Source organism: Vibrio sp. VPAP30, from assembly GCF_001188205.1.
GTDB classification, from domain to species: domain Bacteria; phylum Pseudomonadota; class Gammaproteobacteria; order Enterobacterales; family Vibrionaceae; genus Vibrio; species Vibrio bivalvicida.
Genome location: NZ_LBLS01000016.1, coordinates 119,808 through 133,046 on the forward strand (window position 1 = coordinate 119,808; position 13,239 = coordinate 133,046).

The following is a 13,239-nucleotide window of genomic DNA, read 5'->3' on the forward strand; positions in this document are numbered from 1 at the left end:
TGACGGAGTAGAAAATGAATTCAGCATTGTGGGTAAGTAAAACCGGCATGGCGGCACAAGACACCAAGATGACCGCGATTTCAAACAACCTTGCTAACGTAAATACGGTTGGGTTTAAACGTGACCGAGTGGTATTTGAAGATCTATTTTACAGTATTCAGCGCCAACCCGGAGCCTTGGTTGACGAAGTTAATGAACTGCCTGCTGGCATCCAGCTTGGTAGTGGTGTTCGTGTCGTAGGAACACAAAAAGTGTTTACTCAAGGTAACACACAAAATACCGCCCAAGAACTCGACCTTGCCGTCATGGGTAAAGGCTTTTTCCAGATTGAAAACTCTGACGGACAGATCATGTATACGCGAAATGGCCAATTTCATGTGAATTCTGAAGGGCTAATGGTCAACAGCCAGGGGCTTCCTTTAGAGCCACAGATTCAGATACCTGAGAATGCCCTTTCGTTGACGGTTGGTGTAGATGGTACTGTTTCTACCACGACAGCAGACAGTACCGCGCCACAACAGCTTGGGCAAATTACCTTAGCCAAATTTATTAACCCTGCGGGCCTAGAGGCGCAAGGTGGCAACCTATTCCGCGAAACGGAAGCGAGTGGTCAGGCCGAGGAATTAATCGCGGGAGAAGATGGTGTTGGCAGTATCAAGCAAGGCTCGCTTGAAGGCTCTAACGTGCAGGTTGTGGAAGAGATGGTCGACATGATCACAACCCAACGCGCTTACGAAATGAATGCCAAAGTGGTGTCAGCTGCAGACGATATGCTGAAATTCGTTGCGCAATCTATGTAGTAACCGAGAGATGATAAAGGAACAAGCAATGACATCATTTGCAAAATCTTGGCCGCTAGTGGTTATTTTACTTTCGGGTTGTGCGGGGAGGCCAGAGTTTTTACCTCCCGAACCGGATGAAGAGAAGTACGCACCGCCGGCTTTAGACTATTCATTGCCAGAGGCTCAAAATGGCAGCCTTTATCGTCACCAGTATTCAATGACTTTGTTCCAAGATAGAAGAGCGTATCGTGTTGGCGATATGCTCACTGTGCTACTAGCGGAAGAGACGGAGTCGAGTAAAAAGGCCGACACCAAATATGGCAAAACCTCGAGCGTCGGATTTGCTGCACCAAGTGTTGGTGGAAAAACCATTGACGAACTTGCGGCAAGTGTGGATGCAAAGCGCGCATTTGATGGTAGTGCGTCGAGTTCACAAGGCAACAAACTTGAAGGCTCCATTACGGTAACAGTGCACGAAGTATTGCCTAATGGCGTGTTACGTATTAGCGGTGAAAAGTGGATACGCCTTAATCAAGGTGATGAGTTTATTCGATTAACCGGCATTGTCCGAGTTGATGACGTTAGTCGTAACAATCAAGTCCCCTCCTCGCGAATTGGTGACGCACGGATCACCTACTCAGGGCGTGGCGCTATTGCTGACAGTAATGCATCGGGTTGGCTGACACAATTTTTCAACAGCCCATGGGTACCTTTCTAATGAGACAACAAATGACTTTATTGACCTCCATTCTGTTGATGTTCTTTGTCGGTTCAACGTCTTCTCAAGCCGAAGAAAACAGCATGGATAAACATCGACGCTCACTACTCACTGGCATGTTAATAATGCTTTCGTTGGGGGCAAGTGCGCCCTCCCAAGCGCAGGTGACCATCCCAGTTATGGATTTGGTGGATGTGCAAGGTATTCGAGAAAACCAGTTAGTCGGCTATGGTCTTGTTGTTGGCTTAGATGGTCAAGGGGATCGTAATCAAGTGAAGTTTACCGCGCAGTCTGTGACGAACATGCTGCGTCAGTTTGGTGTACAAATCGATGATAGTACCAACCCTAAACTGCGCAATGTCGCGTCTGTTAGCGTAACGGCAACGGTTGACCCAATGGCGGGCTCAGGGCAAAAACTCAATGTTGTTGTGTCATCGATTGGTGATGCGAAGAGCTTACGCGGTGGCACCTTATTGCTTACCCCTTTGCGCGGAATTGATGGTGAGGTATATGCCGTTGCTCAAGGTAACGTGGTAGTCGGTGGTGTCTCAGCGGAAGGAAAAAGTGGTTCGAAAATCGTGATCAACACGCCAACCTCTGGCCGTATTCCAGGCGGTGCGATGCTAGAGCGTGAGGTGCCCAATGATTTCGCTGAACAAGAGCACATTGTACTTAATCTACGTAAACCCAGTTTTACCACGGCTAAGAACATTGCCCGAGAGGTAAACAATATATTTGGCCCTGAAGTCGCGGTAGCGAAAAACAATGTCCGAATCAATGTAAGAGCCCCTCAAGATAGCCAGCAACGGGTTGTGATGATGTCGATGCTAGAAGAGATTAGCGTCGCTGAAGGCAGAAAACCGGCCAGAATCGTTTTCAACTCTCGTACTGGCACGGTCGTGATCGGAAAAAGTGTCAAAGTGAGTGAGGCTGCGGTGAGTCACGGTAACCTAACTGTGACCATCGCAGAGTCACAACAAGTCAGTCAGCCTAACGCATTTGCTGACGGAGAAACCAAGGTTATCGACCAATCTTTACTTGATGTCCAAGAAGAGCAGGCGCAAATGGCAATTTGGCCTCCGGGAACTGAACTTAATACGATAGTTAATGCCGTCAATAGCTTAGGTGCGACACCGACCGATTTAATGTCTATCTTGCAAGCGCTACATGAGGCGGGTGCCCTTAATGCAGAGCTGGTGGTGATTTAAGGAGCCAGTATGAAGTTTGACGGACTTAACGAGCAAGCAAAAATGAACTCAGTGCTCTATCACGATAATAGCGCGCTGATGAATATCAAAAACAGTAACCAACAAGGTGCAGCTTTGGAGGCAGTGGCAGGGCAGTTTGAGGCCATGTTTTTGCAGCTAGTTCTGCGTCAGATGCGCAGTAGTAGTGATGCCCTTGCGGATAAAGACAGCCCATTTTCGAGTCAGCAATATGGTGTTTTTCGCGACATGTATGATGGTCAGCTTGCGATTGAAATGGCGAGAAAACAAAACTCGGGCATTGCAGACATGTTGATTAAACAGCTAAGTCCTTCAATGGCTGAAGTCGAGTTCGAAACTCACTCGATAGGCGCTTCGGCCAATGATGCTCTTACTGCTGTGGAACCAAGCTCACAACTTCCAAGTGATGCACCTGTCAATGTGCAGGCGCCTCTACATTCTACAGGCCAGTCGGTCGCCTCTGTAAGAGAGATTCTGGGTGAAGCAGGCGTTACAACGGCTTTTGCTCAGCCACTAATTCGAAAAATGGAGCTATAAATGAGTTTGGTCAATATTGCATTATCAGGCCTGAACGCAAACCGTGTGGCGCTTGACGTAACAGCGCAGAACGTTTCAAACATTAATACTCCTGGCTATAGTCGCCAACAAGCTTTACTGGCATCGGTTGGTGGTGGTACGCACGACAAGTTAAGCGCTGGTTCTGGGGTGGAAGTGACCAGTATTCGTCGCGTGACGGATGAGTTCCTTGTCAAGCAGACTTGGTCAACCAACAGTTTATCGTCTTATGCGACTCGTTATACCACCAACTTCGGCCAGTTAGAGAATATGCTAGGTGCAGATGGTTTTAGCCTATCTGCAGGACTAGATACCTTGTTCTCGGCGTTGAACGACGCGACAGTAAAACCAGAATCGGTCCCTTATCGCCAACAAATTATCAATGAAGCAGAAGCAATTTCGCGCCGATTCAATACTCTTACGGAGTCGCTCTACAATCAACACAAAGATATGAGTGACCAGAGAAGTGCGGCGGTCACTCATGCCAATAGTCTGATGAACAATATCGCCAATGTGAATAAGCAGATTGTTGAGATGCAGGGTACGGGTGGCAATCCTGCAACCTTGATGGACGAGCGGGATGCATTGATTGGTGAGCTTTCCAAAGTGGTTGAAGTGAAAACCACCGCTCAGCACGACGGTAGCTTGCAAGTGACTTTGGTTTCAGGGCAGCCACTGGTGATGGGCAGTGACGCGGGTAAGCTCAAAGCAATTCCAGATCCGAGTGATCCTTACTTAGCAAACATGCAAGTAGAGTTTGGCACGCAAAACTTTGCTGTAACGGGTTCAACAGGTGGGAAAATTGGCGCGTTAAACGATTACCAAACCCAAGTCTTAAGCCCATACCGAACAGCGATTGACGATATGGCCAAAGCATTAGCTGACGAGTTCAACACAGTACTGGCAACGGGGAAAGATCTTAATGGGAATGCTGGTGGTGCATTGTTTAGCTACGACCCTGCTAACCCAGCAGCCAGTTTAACCACGACTGATTTAAAACCTGATCAATTGGCACTGTCTTCTGATGGAACTCCAGGTAATGCAGATGTATTGGACCAGCTTGTGGCGATCAGTAATAAATCGGTTGCGATCAGTGGTTTTGGTTCTTTAAGTCTTAATGATGCTTTCACCGCAATGGTCGGCGAGACGGCAATTAAAGCGCGTCAGGCAGATGCAGACTACAAAGCTAAGGTGGCGATCAATGAACAGGCCATTGCCGCTCGCGACAATATAAGCGCGGTGAACAGTGATGAAGAAGCGGCAAACCTGATGACTTTCGCTAACGCGCACAATGCCAATATGAAAGTGATCAGTACCGCGAATCAATTGTTCGACTCTGTACTCAAATTATTTTAAAAGTGGGAGAGCCTAAATGCGAATCAGTGATACTCAATTTAGTCAGATGATGCTGCAAAGCTTGCAAGTTAACAATGCAGGTTTAGGGCAGGTGCTGCAGCAGATGTCGACAGGTGAGCGCTTAACTAAGCTTTCTGATGACCCGATGGCATCAATTCAACTGCTGAACTTAGGTAGAGAAGGGTCTGCGATTAATCAATACAAATCCAATATCGCCAACGTAAAAACCGCGCTTTCAAGTCAGGAAGTTCATCTAGATTCAGTCAATGACAGTATTAAGCGTATGAATGAGTTAGTGCTTTGGGGGGCAAACGGTACACTCACTGATGACGACAGAGAAGGCATTGTTACCGAATTGGAAAGCCTCCGTGCCTCGGTGGTGTCTTCTTTTAATGCCCAAGATGAAGAAGGCCGTTTCTTATTTTCTGGCACACAAACTGATACACCAGCGTTGTCAAATACCGCAGGCACTTACACCATTGATGGTAACAATGACAAGCGAGTTGTGACAGTAGCCAAAGGTGTTTCGATGGAAGCCAATATGACAGCGCAAGAGATCCTTGATCTCGGCGGAACAAACTTACTCAATGATCTCGAAGCGGTGATCGCTGAGTTTAAGGCGCCAACAGCCGCGTTTCGTACCACAGTTGAATCAACCTTGACCGCAATCGAAAACACGTCTGCGAATGTACTAGGGGCGATGACGGAACTGGGTGGGCGCCACAATAACCTTGATCTGATGGATAGCGCTCATAGCGAGAATAAGCTGTTTGTTGATAAGGTGACAGGTGACCTTTCGGCACTTGATTATGGTGAGGCTTCAGTTCGCCTGAGCAATTACATGGCAGCGCTTCAAGCAACTCAGGCGAGTTACGTTAAGATCAACGATCTGAGTTTGTTCAACCGAATCTAAGAGGTAGTCTTCATCCATGGTTATGAGTACGGTAGAAGTTCGCCCCCATAACGTCCGACTGGCTGGCTCTGAGCGGGCGACCATTTCTCCGCCACGTTCTTCAGACACCCAGGTTGATAATCGTCAGCTAAAATCTGCGGGCCATAATCCAGCACTAGCATCGTTTTCGGTGTCTGGTGTTTTGCTTACTCAGGGGCAGCAGAATGCAACATCGGTACAAATTGCTCAGCGCTCCTTACAGGCGATTGGTAGCGAGTTGTCAATGATCAAACAGGGGTTAACACGAGCGTTAACCAGTGGTGCGAATAACATTGCCGGGCTGAAAGAGGGTTTGTCGCGCTTTAAAGCAAATATTGAACATGTATTAGAATCTGCGCGCTTCGATGGTAACAAAGTGGTTGATAATCAGTTAACTTTGAAAATTGATAAAGCAGATATGCGGCGCTTTTCCATTCCAGGACTCAATGTTCATCGCTTGAGCGACAAAGCGGAACAAATTCGTTTGGATTTCCCTCAAGGACATTCAGTAATGATTCAGTTTGATGGTCGAGCCGATGGTAAACAGACGGTGAAGATGCTGGATCGCAGTCTCGTCCCTTTGGGTTTAAGGGCATCGATGGCAGAAGATGGCACTATCTTGTTTGAATCTTCTGAAGTGGCTTACCAGCAGATGCAGCAGAAAGTTATGGTGACTGGACAAGGGCATCGCTTTCCTGCTGGCCAGTCTAATGTCATGACCCTCAAACCCGAGCCGGAAGGTATCTCAGAACTGAGTTTTGATTTGTCGTCGCGTGAAGGGATCAAGCAGACCATTGCTAAAGTAAATCAACACCTTAGACAGGTGCAAAAAGGATTAGAGCAGGCTAGTTCTTTCGGCTCTGAACTCAGTGCACAAATGACACTTATCCATAGCCAATCCAACCTACTATCAGCCAATGAAGTTAATGAAAAGCTTGCGAGTCTTACACAAAATGATGGCATGTTCGCTACGGCATTTCAGGCACTTAACGCGCAAGCGAACGTGAAACGGCATTCGGTCGTTGCCTTGATAAGATAGTGTCTAGGCATCAGGTAATTGATTTCAAACTCTCCCTAAAGTGGAGAGTTTTTTGTACCCGCTACACCAAGAAAAAGAAATACAGGAAACAGACAAAGGCGAGCAGAGTCGCAGACAGTGTCGGATAAATAATATGAGCATCTCGTTTGTCGGTTCGCTGAAAGCAAAGGGATGTCAGTAAAACGTTGTATAGGAGCAACAAGGTACTAATTGCCGTACCGCTGTTAAGAGTCAGGTTGTAGAGTTGACTGAGAAATAACGACAGCAACACGTAGTCGATGATGATGAGCCACAAAAATGCTTTTTGTAGGCCATCTTTTTTTGCATGACTGACTTTATGTTGAGGCATGAGCGTATCGTACTGTGTTGCCCCAAGCTCAGTTCTTTAGTGATCTGAGCCTGAGACAGGGGGGTTAAAGGTCTTGCAGCGTTTTATCGCTGCTATCAGCAGTCGGAGTATAATTAATCACTTCCTGCCTAATGACGGGTTTGTTGAACTGGGCTTTTTGTTTTGCCTTTTGCAGTTCACTGTCGTTTTTGTTGCCAAAGAACGTCTCCAATACTTCTGCTGCGGGCGTTGTTAAAACAAACAACTCTATGCGTCGATTTTCACTTGATTCAGGGTTGTTGTCGTTGAGTAACGCTCTGTCAGACATGCCAGTGACTTGTAACACTCGCTCGTCTGGCATACCACCGGCGACTAAGGTATGCCTAGCCATATTGGCCCTTGACGCCGAAAGCTCCCAATTTGATTTGCTGTTAAATCGGCTGCGAAAGCGTGTCGCGTCGGTGTGACCACTTATAATGATGGGGTTGGCAACGCGCTTAAATACAGGTGCGAGGGCGATGAGTAAGTCTTCAAAGAAGGGTGTCAGTTCTGAGCCACCGCGACCAAACATGTGCTGTTTATAGTCATCTTGCAATACGATTCGTAGCCCTTGGGGTGTTACGGTTACATTAACGTTGCCTTGTGCGCTACTTTGACGAACGGCCTCTTGAATCACTTTTGCTAACGCCGCCAAGCGTTCTTGTGTATCAAATGTCCCCGGTATCAGTGAATCGGTTTCTGGTCCGTCACCGTCACCATCAAAAAATGAGTTTACAGTATGTGTCGAGTTGTGTCGGCTTGGCACTGATGAATCAGATGCCAGATCGATAGGAGAGATACTCTGCGATGTATCAAAAGGGTTACCATAGCTCTTATCAAACACACTTGAGCTATGCAGATGAGCAACGATCGCTTTTCGCTCTTCCTGATCAACAACCTGCATTACCCAAAGAACCAAGAAAAGGGCCATTAATGCGATCATAAAGTCAGCAAATGCCACTTTCCAGGCCCCACCGTGGTGTAGGTCGTGGTCATGGGTTTTGGCCCGTTTAAACACAACATGTTCTTGTCTTTGCATTATCCCTCCTGCTCAGCCAGCCATTTCTCCATTTGATTGAAGGTGGGTTTGATGTCGAGCTGAATGTGTTTACGACCAGCGTCAATTGCTAACAGTGTTGGCTTTTTAGCAACATACGCGACTAGGGTTGCGCGAACACATTCGAATGCCGTCATGTCACGTTTAACACGCTGTGCCATAGCATTACTGAGTGGATCTAGGCAGCAGTAACAGCCGAAGATGCCAACAAAGGTGCCCACTAACGCTGCTGCAACGTGGTAGCCAATCAGTGCAATTGAGCCATCAATGGCAGACATGGTGATAATGATGCCGCCAACTGCGGCCAAAATACCAAAGCCAGGCAGTGCTTCTGCGGTACGCTGCATTGAGCGAGAAGGCAGAAGTAGGTCGGTTTGGATGGCATCAATTTCTTGTTCTAACAACCCCTCTAATTCATGAGGCGACATTTGTCCCATTGCCATTAAGCGCAGATTGTCAGTAATGAATGACACCAAGCGATAATCTTTTGCAACCAGTGGATAACGACTAAACAAAGGGCTTTGTTCTGGGTTTTCAATATGTTTATCAAGCGACTTAAACCCGCCACTACGCACTGTTTCCAATAATACTTGCAGTAGTGCCATTAGCTCCATGCAGTATTCACGTTCTTCCTTTGGACCTGAGATGGTCATGCCCACCTGGCGGCGCATTTCTTTAAGAACTTGTGGTGGGTTGCCAATGATCAATGACCCGGCGGCTGCGCCGATAATGATAAGAAACTCAGCTGGCTGCCAAATCGCACCAAGGTTGCCACCTGCCCACATATATCCGCCAAAGACACAGAGTAAGACGGTGATGGCTCCAAAAAACTTTTGCATGAGTGACTCCTAGGAGGATAAGTAGTGATTAAGTTGTTTAAGGGCTTGTTTATGTAGCTGGCAAATGCGCGGAGGCGTCAAATCCAGTACCAATGCAATTTCATGAAGGTTGAGTTCATGTTGATAGAACAAGGTCAGCAATAGCTGGTCTCGTTTGGGGAGTTTTTCTAATGCTACTTCGAGACTGCGACGAGTCTGTTCATGGGCCATACCGTCATAAATGGCCTCAACATTGGTTTCGATGCCATTTTCAATCAGTTGGTCTAAGCTCTGCATCTCACCAGCGAGTACTGCGTTTTGGCGCGCAAGGTAGTCTTTTTCAGTCGTGCCCAGAGCTTCGATGATTTCTGAATCTGTTGGCTGTCGACCCAAAGTTCGCATCAGGTCACGTGTGACGTCATTGAGTTCGTGAGCCTCTTGACGTGTTTTTCGCGAACGCCAATCAAGCCGGCGTAGTTCATCGAGAATGGAACCACGAATCCGACATACTGCAAAAGCAGGGAAGTTTGGGTCTTCAATGTTGCCGTAGCGTCGCCCGGCTTCGAGTAAGCCAATTAAGCCAATTTGCTGCATATCTTCGATGCTGCAATGGGGCGTTGCATGGGCTCTGAGTTGATTGACGATGCGCTTAACCAGTATCTGATGTTTGGAAAGTAGCTTGTTTTCATCAATAGGAACGGAAGGTGAACTGATTTCACCCTCCATGCTGTACTCTTCCTGAAAGTTCATATCCAGCATAGTTGTGCTCCTTATTGCACAACGTATTTGGTCAGCAATACATCATCGATTTCTCGAACGAGTTCGGTATCTTCAAAGGCGAGCAGAACGGTTTGTTTCACTTGGTTTTGTAACAGGTTGACGGCGCCATCTTGACGTAAATCATCGTAAGTTTTATCGCTAAACAGCTTGAGCAGCGAATTACGAACAATAGGCATATAGTCATCAATGTTCTGAATTTTCTCTGGTCGGCGAGTTTCAATAGCAACTTCCAGCATCACAAAGTGGGTCTGTCTTTTTCCTTTCACGCTAAGAACGATTTTTTCAAGTTCATGAAAACTAGGTGTCCGAACAGGAACTGGTTCTTTGGTAAGGAATGAAAGGGGTGAATCAGCGAAAAAATTTTCCGAACTTGATTCGTTCCCTGATTGTTTCAAAAACCAAATTCCGCCAACAACAGTTGCAGCGGAGACCAGAGCGCTGGTGAAGATCATAGCAGCAAAAATTGCGATCATTTGTTGTTTAGTCATAACTCTGTTCCTAGTTTGTTATGCGTGTGTGCTGAGCCAGTGCTCTGAATGGGTATTAGAACTATCCGATGTAGTTGTGCCTGTATCGGAAAAGGTTGCGGAAGATAAAATATGTTTCTCTTGTTCTTGCTGGTGAGGCGACCGATGTTGATCCGAATCACCTGAGCCAACATTGACATCGACGTGAACAAAGTTCTGATTCTGTAGCTCTGCACGTAGACGATCTGAGACTTGCATCAACGCCTCACGGGTAGCGGTAGCATTGGCATTAATCTGCACACTAAGGCGGTCACCTTCGACTCTAACTAATAAGTCAAGTTTGCCAAGCTCTGGTGGGTCTAGGCGGATTTTTGCTTCTTGCATGCTTTGTTGAGCTTGTAAGGAGACTCGATCATGGAGAACCTGCATCATCTGCTCTCCCCACTTCCCTGCGTGGGTATCAACCTTAACTGCAGCCCATTCTGAACCTTGCGATTGCGTCACTAGTGCATTGGGTTGAGTCGCTGTGGCCAGTTGAGGTTGGCTTGCGGTGTGAGAGATCGTTTGCAAAACGTTTTGCAGTGATTGATTAACTGAAGGAGAACTCAGTAACTCTGCGGCCTGAGTGCTTGTTGGCGCTTTCAGTAGTGCAAGATCATTTTGTTGGCGAGACTGAGTGCTTGCACTGACTTCACTGATTGTCTTAGCCGTTGTTTGTGGGTATTTTGACTCAATAAACCTAGGTTGGTTTTGCTGAGCTGTCGCGACTGATTGAAGAGCAGCTAGTGTTTCTTCAAGTGGTTCTATATCTGTTGGCGAACCATTAGGGCTATAGGCTAGCAATGGTGGTTCTTGGTCGCTGTTTCGCTCCGCCGCCTGTTCGCTGTGTTCTGGCTGCGCCACGTTCCATAATAGGGCTGAATTCTGCTCCATCGCTAGAGCGCCGCCTAGTTCAAAGCGATGAGTGTCTGTACTTTGGCCAAAAGAGCGAGCTTGGTGAATACCACCAATTGAGTTGGATTTCCCCACCGTTTTGGCTGGTTGAGTTTGCACTGAAGAGGTGTCAATCATCTAATGCTCCATGGTCATTGCAAGCTGATACGCTTTAGCTCGTTCGTGCTGCGCGTCGACAACATTAATGTCTGCTTCCAGTTCACTGATGGCTTTCTCTAACACAGTAAAGGCTTCGTGATGAACTGCCCTGACTTCCTTGATCACTGGTGCGAGTCGAGGATCTTTAAGGTAGGGTTGATGGCTTTCCAATAGCTCGCGAAGTTGTAAGTCGTAGCGTTTAAGCCCAGGCCAATCTTGGGTTTTTGTCGCGATTTGAATCAGCTTAGATAGGTGACGGAATCGCTCAGGTGAAACTCTATGCTTGCTGACCAAAATTCATCCACCCTTCTCGAATGTTGTTCATGACATGCTCTACACTCGTCAACTTATCCAGATTGTTTTGGACACTGGCCTGATACAGTTCTACTTGGCAGAAGTCATACAGTTGGTGCAGACTCTGGGCAACTTCTCCCCCATTCTCTGCGTCAAGAGCGCTGTCTAAACCGACTAAAATGTTCATGCACTTATTGATACCGGAACCTTTCTCGGCAAGGCGTCCGGCAGACATGTGACCGCGGACACGTTCAATTTCATTAAGCAGGCCGTCAATAAGCATCACCACCAATTGGTGAGGATTGGCGGCAGCAGCTTGAGCATCTAAGTCGACTTGCTGATACGAATTGTATCCAGAATCCATTAACATAAAACGTCTCCTAGTGACCGTTAACCAAACAACGACATGGTTTGATTCATCTGGCGCATAATGGTGTTCATTTGGGTAAATTGTTTGAGGTAGCGGTCGTAGGCCATATCATATTTACGGTCTAAAACGACTTGCTTATCATTGATTCGATCAATGTTTTGTTTGAGCGCATCCTTGCGAGATTTGAATAATCCAGACGAGAATTGCAGGTAAGGCTCGATAAGTGCTTCGACAGAATCTAGTAGTGCACCATCATCATTGAACATGGCTTCAAGCCCTGCGCTATTGTTTAACTGAGCTTTATCGAACTTTTCTGAATCTAGCTTCATTTTGCCATCACGGTCGATGTCTATGCCTACTTGACTCAGGCGTAAGCCGCCAAATTCGCCACGAACCGCGGACTTGACCTGGCTTTCAATCGAACGCAGGGTTGGATCGCTAGCGAGAGCAGGGCGCTTGTTGTTCTCACTATCGATTTTCGAGTGTTCGTTCACGGTTGACATTAAACTGTTATAGGCGTCAATAAATTTAGTGACTTGTTCTTTCGTGGCCTCTTTATCACCGCCTACCTTCATCGTTAGCGGTGAATCAGCGCTCGCCTGAGCCTTGTTTACAGTGATGTCAACGCCATCAATAGCGTTGCTAAATGTATTGCTACTGCCAGTTAGCTTTAGACCCGAGCCTTGTGCACCTAGCCAGACAACCGCATCTTTCGCAGCAGTGATGTCGGTCAAGGTAGAAAATGCATTTTCAAACCAAGCTTGACCTGTACCCGTAGCCTCTACTTTCGTTAGTGCTTTCGTGGTGCCAGTTTCTTCACTCGATAGCATGAAATGCGTCTGACCATCTGATCGAACCAGTGTTGCGTTTACGCCAGGATTATTTGGGTCGTTGTTAATTGCTGAAGTTAGATCTGCAATGGTTGCCTTGCCATCGCCATCACTATCTAGGGCAGACAGATCGAGCGTCATGGTTTTACTATCGACAGTAAATTCAAGCGTTCCAGTCAGGGGAACTTCGGTGGTGGCGTCTAAGCTTGCTGGCATATTGGTTGAGACTTGATGAGCGGTAGCGACTTGTTCTACAAATATCTGGTAGCTACCTGTCAAAGCTTTTGAGTTAGCCGTAGCACTGAAAAAACCGTCTTCGGAAATGGTTGCGCTGTTTTTAATAATACCAGCGGTACTGCCGTTCATTTCAGTCACAGCCGTTCTAAATTCGCGTAGTGCCGATTCGACTTTACCAAGTGCATCTAGCTGAGACTGGTACTGTGATGCTTGCGTTGAATAACGCTGTCTAAATGACTGAACATCGAAAGTGGCCAGTTGTTTGGCCATCGTTGCTGGATCTATTGAGCTCATCAGAGTACTCCCTTTACTAAGTGTCT

Annotated in this window: 16 protein-coding genes; 7 read left to right on the top strand and 9 right to left on the bottom strand. The window is 47.0% G+C overall.

The genetic code is table 11. The features are described 5' to 3' along the window. The first annotated feature begins 14 nt into the window (after nucleotides 1-14). From flgG to ZX61_RS04795, 7 genes are all read left to right on the top strand, one after another. The gene (gene flgG / locus ZX61_RS04765) at nucleotides 15-800 is read left to right on the top strand and encodes a flagellar basal-body rod protein FlgG (protein WP_049843565.1); all 786 of its coding nucleotides are present in this window, start codon (nucleotides 15-17) and stop codon (nucleotides 798-800) included. A 10-nt stretch (nucleotides 801-810) separates the two neighbouring features. Continuing rightward, nucleotides 811-1,500 carry a flagellar basal body L-ring protein FlgH gene (gene flgH, locus ZX61_RS04770; protein ID WP_193395082.1) on the top strand — a complete coding sequence of 230 codons (690 nt, stop codon included), beginning with the start codon at nucleotides 811-813 and terminating at the stop codon, nucleotides 1,498-1,500. An 83-nt stretch (nucleotides 1,501-1,583) separates the two neighbouring features. Beyond that, on the top strand, nucleotides 1,584-2,708 hold the full coding sequence (locus tag ZX61_RS04775) for a flagellar basal body P-ring protein FlgI (protein WP_327196956.1): 1,125 nt from the start codon (nucleotides 1,584-1,586) through the stop codon (nucleotides 2,706-2,708). A gap of 9 nt (nucleotides 2,709-2,717) precedes the next feature. Beyond that, nucleotides 2,718-3,263 (top strand): rod-binding protein, encoded by a 546-nt coding sequence (locus ZX61_RS04780; RefSeq protein ID WP_049843568.1) that lies wholly within the window; start codon nucleotides 2,718-2,720, stop codon nucleotides 3,261-3,263. Continuing rightward, the gene (gene flgK, locus ZX61_RS04785) at nucleotides 3,264-4,637 is read left to right on the top strand and encodes a flagellar hook-associated protein FlgK (protein WP_049843569.1); all 1,374 of its coding nucleotides are present in this window, start codon (nucleotides 3,264-3,266) and stop codon (nucleotides 4,635-4,637) included. Between the two features lie 16 nt (nucleotides 4,638-4,653). Further along, on the top strand, nucleotides 4,654-5,550 hold the full coding sequence (gene flgL / locus ZX61_RS04790; RefSeq protein ID WP_049843570.1) for a flagellar hook-associated protein FlgL: 897 nt from the start codon (nucleotides 4,654-4,656) through the stop codon (nucleotides 5,548-5,550). Between the two features lie 16 nt (nucleotides 5,551-5,566). After that, nucleotides 5,567-6,607 (top strand): hypothetical protein, encoded by a 1,041-nt coding sequence (locus ZX61_RS04795; protein WP_049843571.1) that lies wholly within the window; start codon nucleotides 5,567-5,569, stop codon nucleotides 6,605-6,607. A gap of 61 nt (nucleotides 6,608-6,668) precedes the next feature. On the opposite strand, the gene ZX61_RS04800 is transcribed toward ZX61_RS04795, so the two are convergent. The 9 genes from ZX61_RS04800 to fliD all read right to left on the bottom strand — a co-directional run bounded on the left by ZX61_RS04800 (nucleotide 6,669) and on the right by fliD (nucleotide 13,213). Next, a complete protein-coding gene (locus tag ZX61_RS04800) occupies nucleotides 6,669-6,956 on the bottom strand; it encodes a hypothetical protein (RefSeq protein ID WP_049843572.1) in 288 nt (95 codons plus the stop codon). 64 nt (nucleotides 6,957-7,020) lie between these two features. After that, nucleotides 7,021-8,013, bottom strand: a complete 993-nt coding sequence (locus ZX61_RS04805) for a flagellar motor protein MotB (RefSeq protein ID WP_049843573.1) — start codon at nucleotides 8,011-8,013, stop codon at nucleotides 7,021-7,023. After that, a complete protein-coding gene (motA, locus tag ZX61_RS04810; RefSeq protein ID WP_049843574.1) occupies nucleotides 8,013-8,870 on the bottom strand; it encodes a flagellar motor stator protein MotA in 858 nt (285 codons plus the stop codon). Before motA ends, ZX61_RS04805 begins: the two co-directional genes overlap by 1 nt. A 9-nt stretch (nucleotides 8,871-8,879) precedes the next feature. Further along, nucleotides 8,880-9,608 (bottom strand): FliA/WhiG family RNA polymerase sigma factor, encoded by a 729-nt coding sequence (locus ZX61_RS04815; protein WP_049843575.1) that lies wholly within the window; start codon nucleotides 9,606-9,608, stop codon nucleotides 8,880-8,882. Nucleotides 9,609-9,619: 11 nt separating this feature from the next. Next, nucleotides 9,620-10,117, bottom strand: coding sequence for a flagellar basal body-associated FliL family protein (locus tag ZX61_RS04820; RefSeq protein ID WP_049843576.1), 498 nt, complete (start codon nucleotides 10,115-10,117; stop codon nucleotides 9,620-9,622). Nucleotides 10,118-10,135: 18 nt separating this feature from the next. Beyond that, complete coding sequence (locus ZX61_RS24435; protein WP_443083317.1) at nucleotides 10,136-11,164, bottom strand: flagellar hook-length control protein FliK; 1,029 nt, start codon at nucleotides 11,162-11,164, stop codon at nucleotides 10,136-10,138. Nucleotides 11,165-11,167: 3 nt separating this feature from the next. Then, entirely contained in the window at nucleotides 11,168-11,482 is a 315-nt protein-coding gene (locus ZX61_RS04830; RefSeq protein WP_049843577.1) for a LafD, read from the bottom strand. Further along, a complete protein-coding gene (fliS, locus tag ZX61_RS04835) occupies nucleotides 11,466-11,852 on the bottom strand; it encodes a flagellar export chaperone FliS (RefSeq protein WP_049843578.1) in 387 nt (128 codons plus the stop codon). The genes ZX61_RS04830 and fliS overlap by 17 nt, the downstream gene beginning before the upstream one ends. A gap of 20 nt (nucleotides 11,853-11,872) precedes the next feature. After that, nucleotides 11,873-13,213, bottom strand: a complete 1,341-nt coding sequence (gene fliD / locus ZX61_RS04840) for a flagellar filament capping protein FliD (RefSeq protein WP_049843579.1) — start codon at nucleotides 13,211-13,213, stop codon at nucleotides 11,873-11,875. Nucleotides 13,214-13,239 lie beyond the last annotated feature (26 nt).